The organism is Flexivirga meconopsidis (assembly GCF_026162425.1).
GTDB classification, from domain to species: domain Bacteria; phylum Actinomycetota; class Actinomycetes; order Actinomycetales; family Dermatophilaceae; genus Flexivirga; species Flexivirga meconopsidis.
Genome location: NZ_JAOBQJ010000005.1, coordinates 414,342 through 434,634 on the forward strand (window position 1 = coordinate 414,342; position 20,293 = coordinate 434,634).

Sequence of the window (20,293 nt, forward strand, 5' to 3'; positions counted from 1 at the left end):
CTTCGAAGCGGGTCGTCCCTCACCGGGGCGGCCCGCTTTCGTATGCCGCCTGCGCCGCCCGCGCACGATGTCACCTTTTCGGTGAGTTCCGCCGCTCCGCGCGCGAAGCTCCGCACTTCTCACTCGGAACTTCCGCTCCCCCAAGCGAAACTCACCGATAAGGTGCCCGACGCGCCGTGATCGCGCAGCCACACGGCGTGTCGGCCACCTATTCGGTGAGTTTTACGTCCCCCAGCGCCGCAGCCAGGAGCGCGACGTCGCATTCCGGCTAGCAGTGCTCGCCGGCGCGCCCAAGGATCGACGCATGCAGATCGAAGCACTCGCCCGCGATGTCCTCACCGAACTGCGCGACCGCGCCCCCAGCGAGGCGCATGTGCCGGTCACCGCGGACGGCGGTGAACCGCTGCGCTGCTGCCTGCGGAACGCCGAACCACGTGAGCAACTGCTGCTGACCAGCTACTCCCCGCCGCTGCCGGACAGTCCCTATCGCGAGCACGGACCGATCTTCCTGCATGCCGACGCCACCGACTGCACGCCGCTGCCGGCCGGCTTTCCGCCGATGTCGAGCGCACGCCGCCAGGCGCTCCGGGCGTATGACGAGCGCGGCTGGATACGCGAGACGGAACTAGCTGAGCCAGGCGAATCCGCCGCCCTGACAACGAAACTCCTCGCCGAGCCGGGCGTCAGCTTCGTCGAGGTCCGCAGTCCCGGCCACGGTTGCTACATGTTCCGCGTCCGACGCTGATACCAGAACGGCGAACACCCCCGCGCATCTCGTAAGCGACGGTGACGCCGGCGTCACCTGCACTTACGAGACGACCGCGGGGGTGACGCCTCATGACAGCACTACTTGTGCAGGTTGGGGTTCTCCATCTCGGCCGCCGCCTTCTCCCGGGCGAGCTCCTGCTCGTCGACCACGATCGGCCGCAGGTAGGCCCAGGCCGCCATACACACGGCGAAGACGAACATGCCAAGGCCGCACCAGAGGTTCAAGTTGAAGTTGTCCGCGCGCTGTTTGTCGGCCTCGGTGAAATTGACCAGGCCCATGATGAACAGCACCACGCCGTAGATCCCCATGAGTGCGGCAATGATGTTGCGGACGTCGAACAGACCCGCGGTGTGCCGCTGGGAGCCAGTTTTCGTCGTCATCGTTTTCAGCTCCTTTGCGTCAGTGGAAGATCACGTTGAGGGCGATGACCATGACCAGCGAGACGCCGGCCAGCTTGACCGGGGACAGCCACCAGTGTGCGACGGCTTCCTCGGCGTGGTCCTCCTTGGGCGTCACCGACTTGACCAGACCACGCAGCTCCGAGTCGGGCTTGGGCACCGTGAACGCGGTGACGATCACGCTGACCAGGATGTCGATCACGAACGCCGCGCCGGCGCAGACGAAGCTCGCGCCCTGGCCGGACAACCCGATCCAGCCCTGGGACGCGCCGCCGAGCGCGTCCTCGGAGGCGATGCCGACCAGTACGGCGCCGAGCGTTCCGGAGACCAGGCCGGTCCAGCCGGCGGTCGGGGTCATCCGCTTCCAGAACATGCCGAGGATGAACGTGGCGAACAACGGTGCATTGAAGAAGCCGAACAACGTCTGCAGGTAGTTCATGACGTTGCTGTACTGACTGGCGAAGGCCGACGTGCCGACCGCGAGAACGGTGGCCACGATGGTCGCGATGCGGCCGAAGCTCAGGTAGTACTTGTCGTCGCGGTTCTTGACCACGTAGGTCTGCCAGATGTCGTAGGACATGACCGTGTTGAAGGCCGAGATGTTGGCCGCCATACCCGCCATGAAGGCGGCGAGCATGCCAGCGATCGCCACCCCGAGCAGGCCATTCGGCAGCAGGTCACGCATCAGGAAGAGCAGCGCGTTGTTGTAGTCCTTCTCGCCCGAACCCGAGAAGGCACCGAGACCGGCGGCCGCCATACCCGGAATGATGATGATGAACGGGATGAACATCTTCGGGAAGGTGCCGATGATCGGTGCCCGCCGGGCGGAGTTCATGTCCTTGCTCACCATCGCGCGCTGAACCTCCACGAAGTTGGTGGTCCAGTAGCCGAAGGACAGCACGAAGCCCAGCCCGAAGACGATCCCGACCACCGACAGGAACGCGCTGTCGAAGTTGGTCAGCCCCTGCCCCGGCCACGACTTCATCGGGTCGTGCGCGTAGCTCATCGAGCGCAGCTTGTCGGTCAATCCGCCCCAGCCGCCGATCTTGTGCATCGCGATCAAGGTCAACGGCAGCAGCGCCGCGACGATCACGAAGAACTGCAGCACCTCGTTGTAGATCGCCGCCGACAAGCCGCCGAGGGTGATGTACGACAGCACGATGATCGCCGCGATCACCGTGGAAACCCAGATGCTCCAACCGAACAACGTGTTGACGATGGTGGCAAGCAGGTAGAGGTTGATGCCCGCGATGAGCACCTGGGCGACCGCGAAACTGATCGCGTTGACCAGGTGCGCAGCCGATCCGAACCGGCGGAACATGAACTCCGGCACGCTGCGCACGCCGGAGCCGTAGTAGAAGGGCATCATCACCACGGCGAGGAAGAGCATCGCCGGGATCGCGCCGATCCAGTAGTAGTGGAAGGTCGCCATACCGATCTGGGCACCGCTTGCCGACATGCCCATGATCTCGGTGGCGCCGAGGTTGGCGGAGATGAATGCCAGGCCGGTGATCCAGGCCGGCAGCGAGCGGCCGGACAGGAAGAAGTCCACGCTGCTGGAGACCTGGCGCCGGGCGATCAGCCCGATCCCCAGCACGAAGACGAAGTAGAGCGCGATGAGGAAGTAGTCGATCGGACCGGCGTCCAACCTCAACGCGGAGGAATCCATGTGCATGGTCGACCTCGGGCTTTCTACACGTGAGCTTTGATGGAGCGACGTGACACGCTACACACGCCCGGTGTTGACCTTACCGCCGCCCCTACACAATCGAACGTCGAAACGCGTGTGTCCCTGTGTATTTCACCGGAAGTGCGTGCCGAAATGATCCCATCCGCCGCCCGTTTGGGGAACTTTTGCCACCGTCACACCGTCTCCGCGCAGCACCCTGCCGACCTGCCGCCAACCGTTCGGCACCGCGCCGGGCGGGAATGTCGCCAGCAGCGAGTGCTCCTCTCCTCCGGTCAGCACGCACCGCTGCGCCGCCTCAGCGCCGAGTGCGGGCGCGAGTAGGTCGATATCCGGCTGCAGCGTGTCGATGTCGAGGTCGACGCGCGCACCGCTCGACCGGGCAATCCGGCCGGCGTCTCGCACCAGGCCGTCCGAAATGTCGATCATTGACGTGGCACCGGCCCGCGCCGCCAGCGGTCCCTGCTCGTATGGCGAGTGCGGACGGCGTTGCGCGGCAACGAGATCCGGCGCAGCGGCGGCTGAATCTTGTTGCAGCAGAAGCAAACCCGCGGCCGCGTGGCCAAGTGTGCCGCACACGGCGACCACATCGCCCACCCGCGCACCGGACCGGAGGACAGGAGCAACACCATCCAGCTCACCGAGCGCGGTCACCGAGACTGCACGCACTCCGACGGGAGCCGAGGACAGATCTCCGCCCAGGACAACGGTTTTCGCGGCATCCACTGCTTCGGCCAGGCCGGCGTTGAAGTCGAGCACCCACTGCAGCGGGGTCGCGGGGTCGGCGATCAGGGTAACCAGGAGACCGGTGCACCGCCCACCCATTGCGGCCACATCGGCGACGTTCTGCACCACGATCTTGTGACCGACGTCCGTCGCGGACGACCACTCGTCGAGCCAATCACGCCCGAGCACCATGGTGTCCGTGGTCGCGATGGCGGCGCCGGTGCGGACTCGCAACAAGGCGGCGTCATCTCCCGGCCCGACGAGCACGTCGTCGCCGGTGGCGAAGCGCGGGAGGGTCTGTGCCAGCAGACCCTCCTCGTCCAGGTCCGCCAGGGTGCGACCCGTGGAATCGTCAGTCATTGGTCAAGTCCCGCCCTTCCTCCATGTCGCGACAGCACCGCACGGTAGCGTGCGCACGAGCACGGCGACGGCGCCGAGCTCGTGCGTCGCGTGCGGCGTACCCCAGCCAGTCTCGGGAGATCGTGATGGTCCAGGCCTACATCCTCATCCAGGCAGACCTCGGCAAGGCGACCGCGGTCGCCGCCGCGGTGCGTGAGATCCCCGGTGTGTTGTCCTCCGAGGACGTCACCGGGCCGTATGACGTGATCGCGCGCGCGGAAGCACCGACGCTCGACGAGCTCGGGTCGCTGGTCATCGCCAAGATCCAGGACGCGCCCGGCATCATGCGCACGCTCACGTGCACCGTCGTACACCCCTGACGCGCCGGGCCACCGCAGCCGGTGGCACCGTCGCGCTCGCGCTCACACTCGCCGGCTGCGGCAGCAACGGACCCAAGCCCGTCGATGCGTCGCCCGCCGACAAGGCGTCGAACCCGTTGTGCGCCAAGGTTTCTCAACACTGGCCCGCGACCGTGTCCAACGAGAAGCCGCGCAAGCTCACGACCGACTCGCCGACCGTGCGCGCGTGGGGTGACCCGGCGATCATCGCCCGCTGCGGGGTCACCTCCCCGGGCCCGACCACGGACGAGTGCGTGAGCGCGAACAATGTCGACTGGGTGGCCACCAAGCTGTCCGACGGGACGCGCTACGTCACCTACGGCCGCACCCCCGCGATCGAGATCCTGGTGCCGACGAAGTATGGCGGGTGGCCGCTCGCTGCGTTCTCCGGTGCCGCCGCGCAGATCCCGCAGGGGTCACACCGCTGCAGCTGAGCCGAATCCGGCTGCGGCTCAGCGCAGTCCGGTCGGCCGCTCCATCGCCAGGGTGATCAGCTCGGTGATCAGCGACGGGTAGTCGAACCCGGTTTCGGCCCAGATGCGCGGGAACATCGAGCTCGGAGTGAAGCCGGGCATCGTGTTGATTTCATTGAGCATCAGCCGCCCGTCGGCGGTGTAGAACCAGTCGACCCGGGCCAGCCCCTCGCACCCGGCTGCTTCGAACGCCTTGATCGACAACTCGCGAATCTCGTCGGCGACGCTCTTGGGCAGCTTCGCCGGGCAGGTGAGCTGGGCGTCGTCGTCGAGGTACTTCGCCGCGAAGTCGTAGAACGTATGCCGGTCGCCGGTCACGGTGATCTCGCCGATCTCGCTGGCCCGCGGCCGGTCCGCGCCGTGCCCTTCGAGCACCCCGCACTCGACCTCGCGGCCGTCGATCGCGGCCTCCACCAACACCTTCGGATCCGACTCGCGGGCCTTCTCGATCGCAGCCTCGAGGTCGGCCGGGTCGTCCACCTTGACCACGCCCACGCTGGATCCGGCCCGAGCCGGCTTGACGAAGACCGGCAGGCCCAGAGCCGCGATCGGATCCAGAGCGGCGGCCTTGTCGCGTCGCCACTCCTTGTCGGTGATCACGACATACCGCCCGATGGGCAGCCCGGCGGCGGAGAACACGACCTTCATCAGTGCCTTGTCCATCATCACCGCGGAGGCGGCGACCCCGGACCCGACGTAACGGGTATCGGCCAGCTCGAGCAGGCCCTGCAACGTGCCGTCCTCGCCGAATGGCCCGTGCAGCAACGGGAAGACGACGTCGACCGTCGTGAGGCGGCGCGGCGGCTCGTCCGGCGGGAAGATCATCAACTCGCGGTCGCCCGGATTGGCTGGGATCAGCGCGGTGGTGTCGCCCTGCACGCTCGGCGTGTGCTCGGCGGTCAGTTGCAGTGGCTCGGGATCGTCGGCCATGAGCAGCCAGCGACCGTCCTGTGCGATCCCGATCGGGACGACGTCGAAGCGGTCGCGGTCGATCGCGCGCAACACGCTGGCGGCTGTGGAACAGGAGACCGCGTGCTCGCTGGATCGTCCACCGAAAACAATTGCGACGACGGGCTTTCGCCCGCCGTCCTCGACCTTCTCGGGTGCGTTGCTGGTGCTCATCACGAAGGAGACTAACTGACCGGGGGCGCCCACCTTGCGAACGCCGGCACCCCGGTGTCCGGCGGCGTGCCAGGGTGAGCGCATGGCAGACGACTCCACGCACTCCCCGGCCACCCGTCTGGTCGGCCTCGGCCGACCGGCGCGCCGGCCGGGCGCCCCGGTCGGGCCACCCGTTGAGCTCAGCTCGACGTTCGTAGCGGACGGCCGGGCCAACTACGGACGATCCGGCAACGCCACCTGGACGGCGTTCGAGGACGTGCTCGGCGCGCTGGAGGGTGGTCGTGCCCTCGCCTTCGCCAGCGGTATGGCGGCGATCAGTGCCGCCTTGTCCCTGACGCCGCAGGGCGGCACAGTCGTGTTGCCGGAGCACGTCTACAACGGTTCGTCCTCGCTCATGGCCGCGCAGGAGGAGGCCGGCCGGCTGCGCACACTCCGGGTCGACCCGACCGACACCGCCGCGGTCGTGGCAGCTCTCGACGGTGCTGACGTGCTGTGGATGGAGTCGCCGACCAACCCGATGCTGGAAACGGCCGATCTGCCGGCGATCCTGTCCGCCGCCCGCGCCAAGGGCGTGCTGAGCATCGTCGACAACACCTTCAACACGCCGTTGCTGGCCCAGCCGCTCTCCCTCGGCGCGGACGTCGTCGTGCACTCGGTGACCAAGTTCCTCGCGGGCCACTCGGACGTGCTGCTCGGTGCCGCCGTTACCGCGAACGACGAACTCTACGAGCAGCTTTCGACCCACCGCGTGATGTATGGCGCGATCCCCGGGCCGCACGAGACCTGGCTGGCGTTGCGTGGGATGCGCACGCTCCACGTGAGGCTGGAGCGGTCCTGCGAGAACGCCGCCGAGCTGGCACTCCGACTTGCCGGCCACCCGCAGGTGGCCGATCTGCGCTACCCCGGCTTCGGGGCGATCATCGCGCTGGAGCCGGCAGGTGGCCGCGAGGCTGCTGAAGCCGTGGAGAGGCGGGTGCAGCTGTGGCTACCGGCCACCAGCCTGGGCGGCGTCGAGTCGCTGCTGGAACGCCGCCGACGGCATGCCGGCGAACCGGCGACCGTGCCCGACGCGCTGCTGCGCCTGTCGGTCGGCATCGAGCACGTCGAGGACCTCTGGCGCGATCTGGATCAGGCGCTGCGCTCCTGACGGAAACCACCGCGGGGGTGCTGAACTCGGTGTGGCCACAACAGATTCACCGCGGCCAGGGTCACCGCGGCACCGAGCAGGTTGTTGCCGAGCCGATAGACCGCATCGATGGTGTGGAAGTGATCGGTGACGCTGACCAGGAGCAACAGCACTGGCGTGCCGAAGATCGGCCAATAGCCGTAGTTGAACTGACGAAGGGGCCGAGCGAGGCCGCCGAAGACCGCGATCGTGACGATCCCGACCCAGACGGAGGTCTGGGCAACGACGGCCAGCATGACCGCGGTCAGCACCGCCCCGCCGACCATTCCCACGCTGCGCTTTACCACCCGTGCGTGCGTGGCCTCCCAGGTCGGTCGCAGCGTGGTCAGGATGCCGACGATCGCCCATGACTCGTGCGGCCAGTCGAGCAGCTTCAGCACGACGTAGGCGACCGCACAACAGATGGCCGCCTGTGCCGCGTAACGAAATTCGGGCGAGCCGCTGCGCACGTGGCCGTGCACCGTCGCCACGATCGGCCGGCGCGGGCCGCGAGGCGGCCGCTCTGCGGCATACCGGCCACCGACGAACGGCACCATCATCAGCGCCACGGCCCAACAGGCACCGACCCCGAATGCCACTGTCCCGGAGCCTGTTTCGGTGCCCGGTGCCAGATTGAGGCCCATAACGAACGTGACCAGCGGCGTGATCGTCATACCGGGCACCGGGATCAGCATGCCGAGCACCAGAATGCCGAGCACGGAGAGTCCGACGGATGGGGATGCCAACAGCCCGGCCGCAAAGGCAACGGTGAGGATCGCGGCGCGCCGGCCCAGCACGAACAGCCGAAGTCCCGGATGAGCCTCGGGTATGGCGAGCGCCACGAACCACGCGGCGAGCGAGGCCACCACGCCGACCGTTCGCTCGTCGACGGCAACACCGAAGGCGATGGGCAGGCCGACGATTGCGGCGACGCCGATCCCGAGCCGCCAGTTGTAGTGCGCGTTCTGCTCCGGGCGGAGGTAGAGGTCGGCGTGCCGGCGCGCCGCGCCGGTGAGCGTGCTCACGACAACTCGCCGAGTCGATCCGTCGTCGTGATGGTCGCGATCGTCTGCAACGTCCGCATGGACTCCTCGTGCTCGGCCTCCGTCGGGGCCGCGCAGGCGTCCTCCAGCACGACCACCTCGAAGTCGCGGTCGTGCGCGTCACGCGCGGTTGCCTGGACGGCCCACACGCTGCTGACTCCGGCGAGCACGACACGGTCCACCTTCGCCGCCGACAGTGCCGGCCCGAGCCGGGTCCCGTAGAACGCGCTGATCCGCGGCTTGGTGACCACCAGGTCCGCCAGTTCGTCGTCGAGGTCCGGGTGAAACGCCGTGCCCTGCCCGGCGAGGTCGAGCGCGCCATACTCGTGCGCCTTGCCGAACATCGGCGAATTCTTCGGCTGCGCCGCGTAACCCGGCTCGAATCCGACCTTCACCAGCACGTTCAGCCAGCGCTCGCTCCGACCGAGGCGCAGCGCGCTGTTGAATTTGTCCACGATCCCGCGCTCAGCGGCCTGTCCGGCAGCCCGGGCGATCTTCCCGTCCGGATGCATGATGTCGACGATGTAGTCCAAACCGATCAGTGCAGTTTTCATCGATCCGTCCCCTTCCAGTCGGCGAGCCGGCGCATGATGTCCGCCGCCCGCACCAGCGTTTCCCGTTCGTCCGGCGACAGTTCGTCGCCGGCTGCCGACACCAGCCAGGCCTCGCGGCGTTCGCGGTCTCGCTTCAGCAGTGCCTTGCCGCGCGGGGTGAGTCGCAACAGCTTGCGTCGTCCGTCCTCAGGGTCGTCCCCCGCAACGACCAGACCCGCCTCGGTCAGCTCGCGTAAGGCGACCGCGACGTTCGACCGGGCGATCCCCAACTCCCCCGCGATATCACTGGGATGCGTGCGTGCACCCCGGCGGTCAATGACGCCCAACACGAGGATGAGCGTGAGCGACACCTCGCCCAGGTGCTCCGCACGTAGCCGCCGATGCAATGACATCAACCCTTCTCGCACGGTGCGCGCCTGGTCGAAGTTCATGGCCCGAGCATTACATATAGTTACGTTTCATAACTAGATACAGCGAGTGAACAGCCGGTGTGAAACACCTCACGCCTACGACGTCAGTGACCCTCGTGCTTGCGCGCGCGGGACATCAAGGCCCCCACGACATCTCGCGGGCTACGCCCTTCGTGTACGACGGCAGCGACGTTCTCCACGATCGGCACATCAACGCCCGCGCCCTGCGCCAGCTGCAGGATGGATTCGCACGACTTCACGCCCTCGGCGGTCTGGGTCGTGCTCGCGGTGACCTCGGCAAGGGTCATTCCCGAGCCGAGCTTGTAGCCGAACGTGCGGTTACGCGACAGCGGCGAGGCACAGGTGGCCACCAAGTCTCCAACACCCGCCAGCCCCAGGAAGGTCTGTGGATCAGCGCCCAAAGCCGTTCCGAGACGGGCGGTTTCGGCCAGCCCCCGGGTCAGCAAGCTCGCCATCGTGTTATCGCCCATGCCCATGCCGGAGGCCATGCCCACCGCCAACGCGATGACGTTCTTGGTGGCACCCGCGATCTCGGTGCCGATGACGTCGTTGCCGAGGTAGGGCCGGAAGTAACCGGTCGCGCTCGCCTCTGCCACTCGCGCGCGAGCCCGCGGGCTGGCCGATGCCACCACAGCAGCGGCCGGCTGTTGCGCGGCGATCTCGTGGGCGAGGTTGGGACCGGAGACCACGACGATGCGCTCCGGGTCCACTCCCCCGGCGTCCGCGATGACCTCGCTCATGCGTTCGCCCGTGCCGAGCTCGATGCCCTTCATCAGTGACACGACAGGGGCGTCCCCAGGCAGTTGGTCCCGCCATACGGCGAGGTTGTCACGCAGGCTCTGCGAGGGCACCGCCAGCACGACAATCTCCGCGTCGACCAGTGCCTCAGCGGAGTCACTGGTCGCCGAAATGCCTTCCGGGACGGTGAGTTCGGGTAGGTAGGCCGAGTTGACCCGGGTGCGGTTGATCTCGTCCGCAACCTCGGCGCGACGAGCCCACAGCCGCACGGTGCACCCGGCGTCGGCCATGACCGCGGCGTACGCCGTGCCCCAGTTGCCGCCGCCGAGCACCGCGACCCGAGTCATTGCGGCCGTTCCTCGCCGGAGCCGGCGCCGTGACCACGAGCCGCCTTCTCCGTCCTCGGGTCGAATCGGTGATCCGGCGCCGGCTCCCCGCGAATCCCTTCGAGGAGACCGGTGATCGCGTCCATCAATCGATCGGTCGCCACCCGCAGCGCCTTCGCGTCGACCGGCCCGTCCCGCAAGTCGTCCAGGTCGATCGCCGGACCGGCGCTGACACTGACCGTTTTCGCCGGCCAGATCCTCGGCAGCTTGTCCTTGTAGGGCCACATGATGTCGCGAGTGCCCCACATTGCCATCGGCACCAGCGGCACACCGGTCTCCAGGGCCAGACGTGCAGCGCCGGACTTGCCCACCATCGGCCAGAAGTCGGGTTCGCGGGTGATCGTCCCCTCGGGGTAGACGCAAACACAGGCGCCACGCTCAAGCGCCTCCTCGGCGGCCGAGAGCGCGGAGGTGGCCTTACTCGTGCCGCGATAGACCGGGATCTGCCCGGTGCCCCACATGATCTGCTTCACGCCTGGCGGTTTGAACAACGAGGACTTCGCCAGGTAGTGCGGCGCGCGTCCCGCATCGACCAGAAAGTGTGCCAACGGAAAGTGGTCCATGTTCGAGGTGTGATTGGACGCCGCAACGAAACCACCTGTGCGCGGAATGTTCTCCATGCCGGTCCACTCGCGGACGGTGATGCGCTGCATCACCGGGTACAGGGTCGCAATGACCTTGGAATACATCGGTTCGATGTGTTCGCTCATCGGTGGCCGAGACACGGATCGAGTCTCCTTTACTGCTCGTGGTTCGGTGAGCCGGTTCGTCAACGGCCCACCGGCTATCTAAACCGAGACGGGCCGGTCTTGCGACCGAACCGCCGCGAGCGACCGCAGGTCGGTCTGAGAACATCATGCCCGTGAACTCCCCTGGTACGTCGACCTGGCACGTCATCGTGCCGGTCAAGCACAGCGCGTACGGCAAGTCGCGATTGCATCCTCCGGCGGGCGTACGACGCAGCGACCTCGCCCTCGCGATCGCGCTGGACACGTTGCAGGTCGTTCTGGAAGTCGTGCCCGCTGACCAGGTCGTGGTGGTGACCGAGGACCCCGAAGTGCGCCTGCAGATGCAGGATCGGGGCGCACACGTGCTGTCCGACCCCGGGCGCGGCTTGAACCCCGCGATCACGGCAGGCATCGACCGGGTCCGCAGCGCCGCCCCCGCCACCCCGGCGGCGGTCCTGCTCGGCGACCTGCCCGCCCTGAGCGCCGGCGAACTTCGTGACGGTCTGGCGGCGTGCGCCGCCACCGAGTCCGCCGTCGTTCCCGACCGGGACGGCACCGGCACGGTCCTTCTCACCCACCACGACGGGAGCCGACTGATCCCCCGGTTCGGCACCGGTTCGGCCGCTCGGCACGCACGCACTGCGACCGTGTTGCAGCCCGAATTGCCCCGGTTGCGTACGGATGTCGACGACGACGCTGCATTGCAGGCAGCGGTCGCGCTCGGAGTCGGGCCGTGGACCCGCCGGGTGCTGGACAGCGAATAGTCTTGGGCCCATGCAGGCCACGATTCACGAATTCGATCACGACTCCGGCGAGGGCTCGGTGCTCACCGACAATGGTCGGGTGCTTGCCTTCTCCCACGCGGTTTTCGCGGCTTCGGAGCTTCGCCACTTGCGTGTCGGCCAGCGAGTCAGCATCGAGGTCGGGTCGTTGGGGGTGAGTCGTCTCTGGATCGTCGGCATCGGCTCCGGCCAGCGCATCCGCTGAGGCGAGCCGCTCTGCCACAACGCAATTCGGCCCGCCCAGTCGTATGACGGGGCGGGCCAAATCAGCTGCGGTCCTCAGCGACGCGAGGCCTTCTTCGCGGTCGCCTTCTTGGCTGCCGTCTTCTTGGCGGGAGCCTTCTTCGCCGGCGCCTTCTTCGCGACGGTCTTCTTGGCCGTGGTCTTCTTCGCGGCGGTGGTCTTGGCGGTCGCCTTCTTGGCCGTGGTCTTCTTCGCGGCAGTGGTCTTGGCGGTTGCCTTCTTCGCCGTGGTCTTCTTCGCGGCGGCGGTCTTGGCGGTCGCCTTCTTCGCCGTCGCCTTCTTCGCGGCGGTCTTCTTGACAGCCGCCTTCTTGGTGGTGGTCTTCTTCGCCGGAGCGCCGGCCGCCGACGCACGCCCACCGGCGTTGCCGGTCTTCGGCAGCGAACGCGGGTCAGCGACAACGGACTTGAAGGCCGTGCCGGGCTTGAACTTCGGCACCGCGGTCTTCTTGATGCGCACGGTCGTGCCGGTGCGCGGGTTGCGCCCGGTGCGGGCTGCGCGCGAGATCTTCTCGAACGTGCCGAAGCCGGTGATGCCGACCTTGTTGCCCTTGGCAACCTCGCGGATGATCGCGTCCACGACAGCCTCGAGCGCGTCGCTTGCGGCCTTCTTGCTGCCCAGGCGAGATTCGAGGCTCTCGATGAGCTCTGCCTTGTTCATGGGTCGTGTCCCCTTCAAAGGTGCGGCCGGCAAATGCCGGGCTGCGGATTGCATACCTCGAGCTTCATGCACTCGATTGGGACAAGACGGTATGCCTCGCAGGCCCGGTCGGCAACCAACCACGCGCGGAATTTGCCTAAGGCACAACAGCTTTGGGAGGTCCGCAACCCTCGCCGGTGACACCCGGACCGTCGATGGCCGCGGCCGAGCCGACAGGGGCGTCTCATACCACAGAATCCCGAATATCATTACTGCACAATGAAATTCGCGTGGTCCACCCCGCAGGGCAGACCACGCGAATCAGCGGGATATGGGCGATATCAGGCCGGTTCGACGGCGGGTTTCCAATCCGGACGGGTGGATTCGAAATTTGTGATCTCGTCCGCGTGTCGGAGGGTCAAACTGACGTCGTCGAGGCCCTCGAGCAGCCGCCAGCGGGTGTAGTCATCGACCTCGAAAGCGAACACGTGCTCACCGGCGGTGACCGTGCGCTGCTCGAGATCGACCGTCAGCTCCATGCCCGGTTCGTTCTCCAGCAGCTTCCAGATCAGCTCGATGTCCTCCTGCCGCAACTGAGCGGTGAGCAGGCCGGACTTGCCGGAGTTGCCCCGGAAGATGTCGGCGAAGCGCGAGGACAGCACGACCCGGAAGCCGTAGTCCATCAGCGCCCAGACGGCGTGCTCCCGGGATGACCCGGTGCCGAAGTCCGGACCGGCGACGAGCACCGAACCCTGAGCGAAGTCAGGGTTGTTCAGCACGAACGTGTCGTCGCTGCGCCAGGCCGAGAAGAGGCCGTCCTCGAAGCCGGAACGGGTGACCCGCTTGAGGTAGACGGCCGGGATGATCTGGTCGGTGTCGACGTTGCTGCGCCGCAGCGGCACCCCGACGCCGGTGTGCTTGGTGAACTGCTCCATGGCTGAAGTCCTCTCTGGTGGTGCGGGGCCCGCTACTTGGACAGGTCTGCCGGGCTGGACAGCGTGCCGCGGATCGCGGTCGCCGCCGCGACCAGCGGACTCACCAGGTGGGTGCGCCCGCCCTTGCCCTGCCGTCCTTCGAAATTGCGATTCGAGGTGGACGCGCTCCGCTCCCCCGGCGCCAATTGGTCGGGGTTCATACCGAGGCACATCGAGCAGCCAGCCAGCCGCCATTCGGCGCCGGCGTCGGTGAACACCTTGTCCAGGCCTTCGGATTCGGCCTGCAGCCGGACCTTTGCGGAGCCGGGCACGACGAGCATCCGCACACTGCCGGCCACCTTGCGGCCCTTGACGATCTCGGCCGCGGCCCGCAGGTCCTCGATCCGGCCGTTGGTGCAGGAGCCGAGGAAGACGGTGTCGACGCTGATGTCGCGCAGCGGTGCGCCCGGGGTGAGGCCCATGTATGCGATCGCACGCTCGGCCGCGGTGCGCTCACCGTCGTCCGAAAGCATCTCGGGGTCAGGGACATTCGCCGACAACGGGAGCCCTTGACCGGGGTTGGTCCCCCACGTGACGTATGGCGAGAGCTGCGACGCGTCGATGTCGATCTCGGCGTCGTAGGTCGCGTCGTCATCGGTCTCCAGCTCGCGCCACGCGGCGACTGCGGCATCCCAGTCGGCGCCCTTCGGCGCGTAGTCGCGGCCCTTGAGGTAGTCGAAGGTGGTGTCGTCCGGGGCGATCATCCCCGCGCGGGCGCCGGCCTCGATCGACATGTTGCACACCGTCATTCGCGCCTCCATCGACAGCGCGCGGATCGCCTCGCCGCGATATTCCAGCACGTAGCCCTGGCCGCCGCCGGTGCCGATCTCGGCGATGACCGCCAGGATGATGTCCTTGGCCGTCACGCCGTCGGGCAGTTCGCCGTCGACGTTGATCGCCATGGTCTTGAACGGCTTCAGCGGCAGCGTCTGGGTGGCGAGCACGTGCTCCACCTCGCTGGTGCCGATGCCGAATGCCAGCGCTCCGAAGGCGCCGTGTGTCGAGGTGTGGCTGTCGCCGCAGACGATCGTCATACCCGGCTGGGTCAGACCCAGCTGCGGGCCGATGATGTGCACGATGCCCTGCTCGGCGTCGCCCATCGGGAAGAGCCGCACGCCGAACTCGGCGCAGTTCTTCCGCATGGTCTCCACCTGGGTCAGGCTCACCGGGTCGACGATCGGGCCGGGCGTCGTCGGCACGTTGTGGTCCTCGGTGCCGAGCGTCAGGTCCGGTCGGCGCACCGTCCGGCCGGCGAGACGGAGGCCGTCGAACGCCTGGGGGCTGGTGACCTCGTGCAGCAGGTGCAGGTCGATGTAGAGCAGGTCGGGCTCGCCCTCGGCATGCCGCACCACGTGGTGTTCCCAGACCTTCTCCGCCAACGTGCGTCCCACGATGGACCTCCTTCACGAATGTTCTTCTCGCCCCGTCTGCATCCTCAGCCTGACTCGCCAATTTTGCGGAAGGACTTGCGTCTCGCGGACTGAGACTGCAATATCAATGCATGGACAACTCTAGCGGAGTCGGCGTTCTCGACAAGGCCGCAGTCGTGCTTTCCGCCCTCGAGGCGGGTCCGTCGACGCTTGCCCAGCTCGTCGCGCACACCGGTCTGGCCCGTCCCACGGCGCACCGCCTGGCCGTCGCGCTGGAGCACCACCGGCTGGTCGCACGGGACATGCAGGGCCGCTTCATCCTCGGCCCGCGCCTGGCCGAGCTGGCTTCTGCCGCGGGCGAGGACCGCCTGCTCGCCGCCGCCGGTCCGGTGCTCGGCGCACTGCGCGACCACTGCGGCGAGAGCGCGCAGCTGTTCCGCCGCCAGGGCGACCAGCGCATCTGCGTCGCGGCGGCCGACCGTCCGATGGGGCTGCGCGACTCGATCCCGGTCGGCGCGACGCTGTCCATGCAGGCGGGCTCAGCCGCCCAGATCCTCTTGGCCTGGGAGGAGCCCGACCGGTTGCACCGGGGCCTGCAGGGCGCGAAGTTCACCGCGACCATGCTGTCCGCGGTCCGCCGGCGCGGATGGTCGCAGAGCGTGAGCGAGCGCGAGCAAGGCGTCGCGTCGGTGTCTGCGCCCGTGCGCAGTCCTTCCGGACGGGTCATCGCCGCGGTGTCCATCTCCGGGCCCATCGAGCGAGTCTCACGCCAGCCCGGCCGGCTGCACGCCGCCACCGTGGTCGCCGGCGCCAACAAGCTGACCGAGGTGCTGGCCCGCGCGCACGCGGCCACGCAGCAACCGCGTCAGACCGAAACCGCCTGAGCTACCTGGGGATCCGAGGTGCGGCGTCGTACGACCCGCTCCAGAATCCCCAGCGTGCCGCGTAGCGCGGCCTGCGACACGACCGGGAAGATGCCGCCCGCCCGCCACTCGGCGCTGGCCGTCGACCAGTCGTAGACCGAGGTGACCGTTGTGCCGCCGTCACCCGGCTCGAGACGGTAGCCGAAGGTGTGCCCGATGCCGGAGCGCACCGTGCCGAGCACCGACCAGCTGATCGCCCGATCGGCCTTGAACGTCTCGATGATGACGGTGACGTCATACCGGCCCATCGGCAGGTCGCCGAGCGCCTCGCGGTCCATGTGTACGACGAAGGAGTCGCCGACCCGAGTCACGCGCTCCCCCTCGGCGTCCTGCAGCATGCCGCTGGCGTCGATGTCGACGTGCCCCATCGGGTCGGTCAGCACCGCGAAGATCTGGTCGGCGGGGAACGGGATGAAGCGGGTGACCTCCAACCGCTCTTCGGTGCTCATGCTGCGCCCATGCGTTCGCGCGCGGTGCGGCCGCGGCGGCTGAGCGGGATGGATCCGGTCGCCTTGGCCAGCCCCCAGTCCGGCAGATTCCCGTATGCCGACTCATGGCCGCCCGCCGGCACGGCATACGTCTCGTGCCAGAGGCCGATCCCTCCGTCATGTTTCTGCCCGTGCGCCTTGCGGTAGAGCTCCAGCCAGGCCGGGCGGTGCACCCGGCGAGCGTCATTGGCGTAGCGGTAGATGTCCTCCGCGTTGCGCCAGTACTGCACGACGACCGGCCCGCGTGGGCCGACGCAGTTGTAGCCGCCGAGGAAGCCGAGCCACTGCGCCTCACCTCGATCGGCGGCCGCCTTGTTGCGCTGCAGCTCGAGTTGCATCTTGGCCATCGCGGCACCGACTCTGGCCCATTGATCGACGCGCCACGGCTTGCGCACGGTCATCCCGATGAGGAAGACCGCGAGTTCGCCCTCGTGGGCGTGGGTCGTCATGGTGAATTTCATGACCGCTCCTTTATTGGATAGTGACACTCCCCATTATTGGCGAGTGACACTATCTAATGTCAAGATCTACCGCATGCGGATCTCCCAGCTCTCCCACGAGACCGGCGTCGCGGTGGCGACGCTGAAGTTCTATCTGCGCGAGGGCCTGCTGCACCCCGGTCAACAGACCAGTCGCACCCAGGCGATGTATGACGAGAGCCACGCCGAGCGGGTTCGCCTGATCCGGGCACTGAGCGAAGCCGGCGGGCTGAGCCTCGCGCGGGTGCGTCAGGTGCTCGACGCACTGGACGATCCGCCCACCAGCCGGCACCACCTGCTCGGCGCCGCGCAGGACGCCCTGCGCCCCGAGGACGCCCACGCAGATCCGGAATGGACAGCATTCGCACGTGAATTCGTTGATCAACGCGGGTGGCAGATCCGGGACGACGAGCCGCTCGTCGACCTCCTGGGCGAGCAGCTGCACGCCGTGCTCGACGCCGGCATCAATCTCGCCGACGGTGCACCGCTCGCCGCGTGGGCCGATGCGGCCGAGTCGATCGCGGAGGCCGACCTGTCGACCGTTCCGGACGATCCGGCCGCCGCTCTGCGTCAGGTGGTGGTTGGCACCGTGCTCACCGACCCCGTCCTCGCCACCCTGCGGCGCCTGGCCCAACAGCACAGGAGCGCAACGCTTTTCGAGAGCGAGTAGAGCTCAGGTGGCGGGGCGAGCGACGCGACATACGTGCGCGCGACATCCTCGGACAGCCCGTGCGTCTCGACCAGGCCCCGCACGATCGTGTCGGCATACGCGGGGCTCGGCGGGTTCTCCGCCGGGCGATGCCCCCGAGGGAAGGTGAAGGTCACAACCGGATCCGACCCGAATTCATCGACCACGAGCAGCCGTTCGTACCTGCCAGGTCCCGCGACCAGAGAGCCGCGCCGCAGCAGCAAATCCAGGTCGAGGTCGGCTCCCGGCTGCCGATGCATCTCCTGCGCCCAGATGTCGGCCAGCTGGTCGGCGCCGAGCCGGTATGCCGTCACCAGTGCGCGCCCCGACGCGTCGGGATCGTAGAACGCGACTCCCCCGCCCCAGGAGGGCGACTCCCAGCCGAAGAAGACCGCGCCGGGCAGCTCCAGGGGCACCCGCTCGTCGGGTTCGGTCGTGTCCCGACAGCCGGGATAGTCACGCGTCGCGCCGGCAGGCCGGCCGCCGGTCAGGTAGCAGTCCAGCCGACCCGGGGAGATGTTGGATCCGTAGGCGGCGTACCAGAGTCGGTCGGTCACTCGCCGATGATCGCAGCCGAGGCGGGCTGTCACGACCGATGACACAGGCCACCGCGCCGACGACCAGGCCGATGACCACCCCGACGTCGGGTCGCTCGCCCAGCAACAGCCAGCTCAGCAGTGCAGCGCCGGACGGTATGACGGCGAACAGCATCGCAACCTGCGACGCCCCGCCGGACCGCAGGGCCGCGAAGTAGAGACTCATCCCGATCAGTGAACTGAACAGCACCATGGCGGCAACGGACAGCACCGCCTGCCGGGGCCGGTGGACCTCGATCGGCTCGGAGAGCGCGAAGACGAGCGCGGGAGGCAGTGACGCGGTGAGCCCGATCGCGGTGCCGAGGATCGGATCGACCCCGCGCACATGACGCTGCTGGTAGACGCCGCCGAACGACAGCCCGAGCAATGCGATCACCGCGCCCGCCAGACCGACACCGACGCCCCCGGATGCACCCAGCCGCCCGGCAAAGGCGATCAGCACCGCGATAACCGCCAATGCCAGCGCGATCAGCTTGCGCCGGGAGACTCGCTCGCCGAGCAGCACCGCCGCGAGCACCGCGGTCGCCAGCGGATTCATCGCGACCGTGAGAGCAAGCAGCACCGGGGAGAGGCCGAGGTCCATGGCCCAGTAGGACGCGATGAACTGCACGGCCTGGATCAACAGGCCGACGATCGCGACGTGCAGCATGCGACCGCGCGGCCAGGAGACCCCGCGAAATGCACTGATTGCCAACAGGACCGGGGCCGAGAGCGCGAACCGCAACACCATCACCGGCCCCGGGGACATCGCCTGCACGGCAAGCGCGCCGAGCGGGTATCCGAGCGAGTAGAAGACGACGACCGGGATCGCGAGACGCGAGGACAACGACATGTCGTCCATCGTTGCGAGGCCCCCGTCATACGTCCAACAATGATTAGTGATCACTATCAATCAGATTTACTGATCGGTATGGTGAGCGGGTGACGACCACCCTCGACATCACTCCACTGCGCTCACTGGTCGCGATCGCGGGTTCGGGCGGCTTCCACCGTGCGGCAGCGACGCTGCACCTGACACAGTCCGCGGTCAGTCAGCACGTGCGCAAGCTGGAGCAGGCAACCGGACACCGCCTCGTCGAGCGCATCGGCCGGCAGACCAGGTTCACCTCCGATGGCGAGCGGCTGCTCGCCGAGGCGCGCCGCATCCTTGCCGCGCACGACGACGCCGTCCGCCTCTTCGAGGCGGGCACGTCGCGCACGTTGACCATCGGCGCCTCCGAGCACGCGGCCGAGATGCTCCTGCCGGAGATCTCGGCCGCCCTGCACGAGAGCCACCCCGAGCAGCCGGTGCGCTTCCGGCTGGACCGCACGGCCAATGTGCAACAGGCGTTCGCCGCCGGCGCGGTCGATCTCGTGGTCCTCGCCGAGGTCGGCGAGGCGCCGCCCGCCGAACGCAGCCGCCTGCGCCTCACCTGGTATGCCGCGCCCGACTTCGCCGTCGATGCACCCGGACCGCTGCAGGTGATCGCCTTCGACGAGCCGTGCATGTTGCGCGCACCGACCTTCGACACCCTCGGCGCGGCCGGCATCGACTACGACGTGGTTGCCGAGGTGAGCTTCCTGTCCGGCGGGCACTCGGCCACCCGCGCCGGCCTGGGGGTGATCCTGCTGCCCACGCTGGACCGCGCGCCGGAAGGTTTGCAGGAGGTGTCCGCACTGCCGGAGCCCCCGCCCGCGCGGATGGTGGTGCGGGCCGCGCCGGACGTGCCGCGCGCCGCCGCGCGCGCAGTGACCTCCGCCGTACGCCGGGCCATGCGCGGGTGACCCGCCGGTCCCGCGCATTTCTCACCGATAAGGTGGCTGACGCGCCGAAGATCCGGGCCGGCACGGCGCGTCGCCCACCTTTTCGGTGAGTTCCGGGCCCGCACGGCGCGTCGCCCACCTTTTCGGTGAGTTCCGGGCCCGCACGGCGCGTCGCCCACCTTTTCGGTGAGTTCCGGGCCCGCACGGCGCGGCCGGACACACCCCCGCGCAAACGCAAGTACGGCTCCCGATCTTGATCGGAAGCCGTACTCGTCAAACGTGACCCCAGCGGGATTCGAACCCGCGTTACCGCCGTGAGAGGGCGACGTACTAGGCCGCTATACGATGGGGCCGCGGCTGGCAGAACATTACCGGTTACCGGCAGTTCTGCCCAATCGGTGATCGCTCACC

25 protein-coding genes and 1 tRNA gene are annotated in these 20,293 nt (G+C 68.0%); 9 read left to right on the plus strand and 17 right to left on the minus strand.

What is annotated here, in order from left to right; translation table 11 throughout:
• Window positions 1-304: 304 nt before the first annotated feature.
• Window positions 305-745 carry a DUF1203 domain-containing protein gene (locus N2M23_RS18430; RefSeq protein WP_265447544.1) on the plus strand — a complete coding sequence of 147 codons (441 nt, stop codon included), beginning with the start codon at window positions 305-307 and terminating at the stop codon, window positions 743-745.
• A 101-nt stretch (window positions 746-846) separates the two neighbouring features.
• Here N2M23_RS18430 and N2M23_RS18435 read toward each other — a convergent pair whose 3' ends face one another.
• From N2M23_RS18435 to thiL, 3 genes are all read right to left on the minus strand, one after another.
• Window positions 847-1,149: a hypothetical protein gene (locus N2M23_RS18435; protein WP_171156461.1), complete on the minus strand. Its 303-nt coding sequence runs from the start codon at window positions 1,147-1,149 to the stop codon at window positions 847-849.
• 19 nt (window positions 1,150-1,168) lie between these two features.
• A complete protein-coding gene (locus N2M23_RS18440) occupies window positions 1,169-2,836 on the minus strand; it encodes a sodium:solute symporter family protein (protein ID WP_265447546.1) in 1,668 nt (555 codons plus the stop codon).
• A 132-nt stretch (window positions 2,837-2,968) separates the two neighbouring features.
• Entirely contained in the window at window positions 2,969-3,940 is a 972-nt protein-coding gene (gene thiL, locus N2M23_RS18445) for a thiamine-phosphate kinase (protein WP_265447548.1), read from the minus strand.
• A 125-nt stretch (window positions 3,941-4,065) separates the two neighbouring features.
• On the opposite strand from thiL, the gene N2M23_RS18450 reads away from it, so the two are divergent.
• Both N2M23_RS18450 and N2M23_RS18455 read left to right on the plus strand, forming a co-directional pair.
• Entirely contained in the window at window positions 4,066-4,299 is a 234-nt protein-coding gene (locus tag N2M23_RS18450) for an Lrp/AsnC family transcriptional regulator (protein ID WP_171156454.1), read from the plus strand.
• The gene (locus N2M23_RS18455; protein ID WP_265447550.1) at window positions 4,278-4,751 is read left to right on the plus strand and encodes a DUF3515 domain-containing protein; all 474 of its coding nucleotides are present in this window, start codon (window positions 4,278-4,280) and stop codon (window positions 4,749-4,751) included. Before N2M23_RS18450 ends, N2M23_RS18455 begins: the two co-directional genes overlap by 22 nt.
• 18 nt (window positions 4,752-4,769) lie before the next feature.
• Here the strand turns inward: N2M23_RS18455 and N2M23_RS18460 are convergent, their stop codons facing one another.
• Window positions 4,770-5,912 carry a D-alanine--D-alanine ligase family protein gene (locus N2M23_RS18460; protein WP_265447552.1) on the minus strand — a complete coding sequence of 381 codons (1,143 nt, stop codon included), beginning with the start codon at window positions 5,910-5,912 and terminating at the stop codon, window positions 4,770-4,772.
• An 82-nt stretch (window positions 5,913-5,994) separates the two neighbouring features.
• Between N2M23_RS18460 and N2M23_RS18465 the strand changes: the two genes are divergently transcribed.
• Entirely contained in the window at window positions 5,995-7,059 is a 1,065-nt protein-coding gene (locus tag N2M23_RS18465) for a trans-sulfuration enzyme family protein (RefSeq protein ID WP_265447553.1), read from the plus strand.
• Here N2M23_RS18465 and N2M23_RS21055 read toward each other — a convergent pair.
• The 5 genes from N2M23_RS21055 to N2M23_RS18490 all read right to left on the minus strand — a co-directional run bounded on the left by N2M23_RS21055 (window position 7,041) and on the right by N2M23_RS18490 (window position 10,954).
• On the minus strand, window positions 7,041-8,102 hold the full coding sequence (locus N2M23_RS21055; protein WP_265447554.1) for an FUSC family protein: 1,062 nt from the start codon (window positions 8,100-8,102) through the stop codon (window positions 7,041-7,043). The two genes, N2M23_RS18465 and N2M23_RS21055, sit on opposite strands and share 19 nt — an antisense overlap.
• Entirely contained in the window at window positions 8,099-8,674 is a 576-nt protein-coding gene (locus N2M23_RS18475; protein ID WP_265447555.1) for a cysteine hydrolase family protein, read from the minus strand. Before N2M23_RS18475 ends, N2M23_RS21055 begins: the two co-directional genes overlap by 4 nt.
• Window positions 8,671-9,105 carry a MarR family winged helix-turn-helix transcriptional regulator gene (locus tag N2M23_RS18480; RefSeq protein ID WP_265447556.1) on the minus strand — a complete coding sequence of 145 codons (435 nt, stop codon included), beginning with the start codon at window positions 9,103-9,105 and terminating at the stop codon, window positions 8,671-8,673. The genes N2M23_RS18475 and N2M23_RS18480 overlap by 4 nt, the downstream gene beginning before the upstream one ends.
• 83 nt (window positions 9,106-9,188) lie before the next feature.
• Entirely contained in the window at window positions 9,189-10,190 is a 1,002-nt protein-coding gene (locus N2M23_RS18485) for an NAD(P)H-dependent glycerol-3-phosphate dehydrogenase (protein ID WP_265447558.1), read from the minus strand.
• Window positions 10,187-10,954 (minus strand): lysophospholipid acyltransferase family protein, encoded by a 768-nt coding sequence (locus N2M23_RS18490; RefSeq protein WP_265447560.1) that lies wholly within the window; start codon window positions 10,952-10,954, stop codon window positions 10,187-10,189. The genes N2M23_RS18485 and N2M23_RS18490 overlap by 4 nt, the downstream gene beginning before the upstream one ends.
• A gap of 137 nt (window positions 10,955-11,091) precedes the next feature.
• Between N2M23_RS18490 and cofC the strand changes: the two genes are divergently transcribed.
• Both cofC and N2M23_RS18500 read left to right on the plus strand, forming a co-directional pair.
• Complete coding sequence (gene cofC, locus N2M23_RS18495) at window positions 11,092-11,721, plus strand: 2-phospho-L-lactate guanylyltransferase (protein WP_265447561.1); 630 nt, start codon at window positions 11,092-11,094, stop codon at window positions 11,719-11,721.
• 10 nt (window positions 11,722-11,731) lie between these two features.
• Window positions 11,732-11,944, plus strand: a complete 213-nt coding sequence (locus N2M23_RS18500) for a hypothetical protein (RefSeq protein ID WP_265447563.1) — start codon at window positions 11,732-11,734, stop codon at window positions 11,942-11,944.
• 74 nt (window positions 11,945-12,018) lie between these two features.
• Here N2M23_RS18500 and N2M23_RS18505 read toward each other — a convergent pair whose 3' ends face one another.
• From N2M23_RS18505 to leuC, 3 genes are all read right to left on the minus strand, one after another.
• Window positions 12,019-12,642 (minus strand): HU family DNA-binding protein, encoded by a 624-nt coding sequence (locus tag N2M23_RS18505; protein WP_265447564.1) that lies wholly within the window; start codon window positions 12,640-12,642, stop codon window positions 12,019-12,021.
• A gap of 320 nt (window positions 12,643-12,962) precedes the next feature.
• Window positions 12,963-13,556: a 3-isopropylmalate dehydratase small subunit gene (leuD, locus tag N2M23_RS18510; protein ID WP_265447566.1), complete on the minus strand. Its 594-nt coding sequence runs from the start codon at window positions 13,554-13,556 to the stop codon at window positions 12,963-12,965.
• 32 nt (window positions 13,557-13,588) lie between these two features.
• Window positions 13,589-14,986 (minus strand): 3-isopropylmalate dehydratase large subunit, encoded by a 1,398-nt coding sequence (gene leuC, locus N2M23_RS18515; RefSeq protein WP_265447567.1) that lies wholly within the window; start codon window positions 14,984-14,986, stop codon window positions 13,589-13,591.
• 110 nt (window positions 14,987-15,096) lie between these two features.
• Between leuC and N2M23_RS18520 the strand changes: the two genes are divergently transcribed.
• On the plus strand, window positions 15,097-15,849 hold the full coding sequence (locus tag N2M23_RS18520; protein WP_171156433.1) for an IclR family transcriptional regulator: 753 nt from the start codon (window positions 15,097-15,099) through the stop codon (window positions 15,847-15,849).
• Here the strand turns inward: N2M23_RS18520 and N2M23_RS18525 are convergent.
• Window positions 15,831-16,337, minus strand: coding sequence for an SRPBCC family protein (locus tag N2M23_RS18525; protein WP_265447569.1), 507 nt, complete (start codon window positions 16,335-16,337; stop codon window positions 15,831-15,833). The genes N2M23_RS18520 and N2M23_RS18525 overlap by 19 nt on opposite strands.
• Window positions 16,334-16,837 (minus strand): DUF4188 domain-containing protein, encoded by a 504-nt coding sequence (locus tag N2M23_RS18530; RefSeq protein WP_265447570.1) that lies wholly within the window; start codon window positions 16,835-16,837, stop codon window positions 16,334-16,336. Before N2M23_RS18530 ends, N2M23_RS18525 begins: the two co-directional genes overlap by 4 nt.
• A 73-nt stretch (window positions 16,838-16,910) precedes the next feature.
• Between N2M23_RS18530 and N2M23_RS18535 the strand changes: the two genes are divergently transcribed.
• Window positions 16,911-17,525, plus strand: a complete 615-nt coding sequence (locus N2M23_RS18535; protein WP_265447572.1) for a MerR family transcriptional regulator — start codon at window positions 16,911-16,913, stop codon at window positions 17,523-17,525.
• Here the strand turns inward: N2M23_RS18535 and N2M23_RS18540 are convergent.
• Complete coding sequence (locus tag N2M23_RS18540) at window positions 17,426-18,100, minus strand: histone deacetylase (RefSeq protein WP_265447574.1); 675 nt, start codon at window positions 18,098-18,100, stop codon at window positions 17,426-17,428. The genes N2M23_RS18535 and N2M23_RS18540 overlap by 100 nt on opposite strands.
• Complete coding sequence (locus N2M23_RS18545; RefSeq protein WP_265447576.1) at window positions 18,000-18,971, minus strand: DMT family transporter; 972 nt, start codon at window positions 18,969-18,971, stop codon at window positions 18,000-18,002. The genes N2M23_RS18540 and N2M23_RS18545 overlap by 101 nt, the downstream gene beginning before the upstream one ends.
• 89 nt (window positions 18,972-19,060) lie before the next feature.
• Here N2M23_RS18545 and N2M23_RS18550 point away from each other — a divergent pair, with 89 nt between their 5' ends.
• A complete protein-coding gene (locus N2M23_RS18550) occupies window positions 19,061-19,903 on the plus strand; it encodes a LysR family transcriptional regulator (RefSeq protein WP_265447578.1) in 843 nt (280 codons plus the stop codon).
• Window positions 19,904-20,162: 259 nt separating this feature from the next.
• Here the strand turns inward: N2M23_RS18550 and N2M23_RS18555 are convergent.
• A tRNA-Glu gene (locus N2M23_RS18555) sits at window positions 20,163-20,235 on the minus strand.
• Window positions 20,236-20,293: the final 58 nt, after the last annotated feature.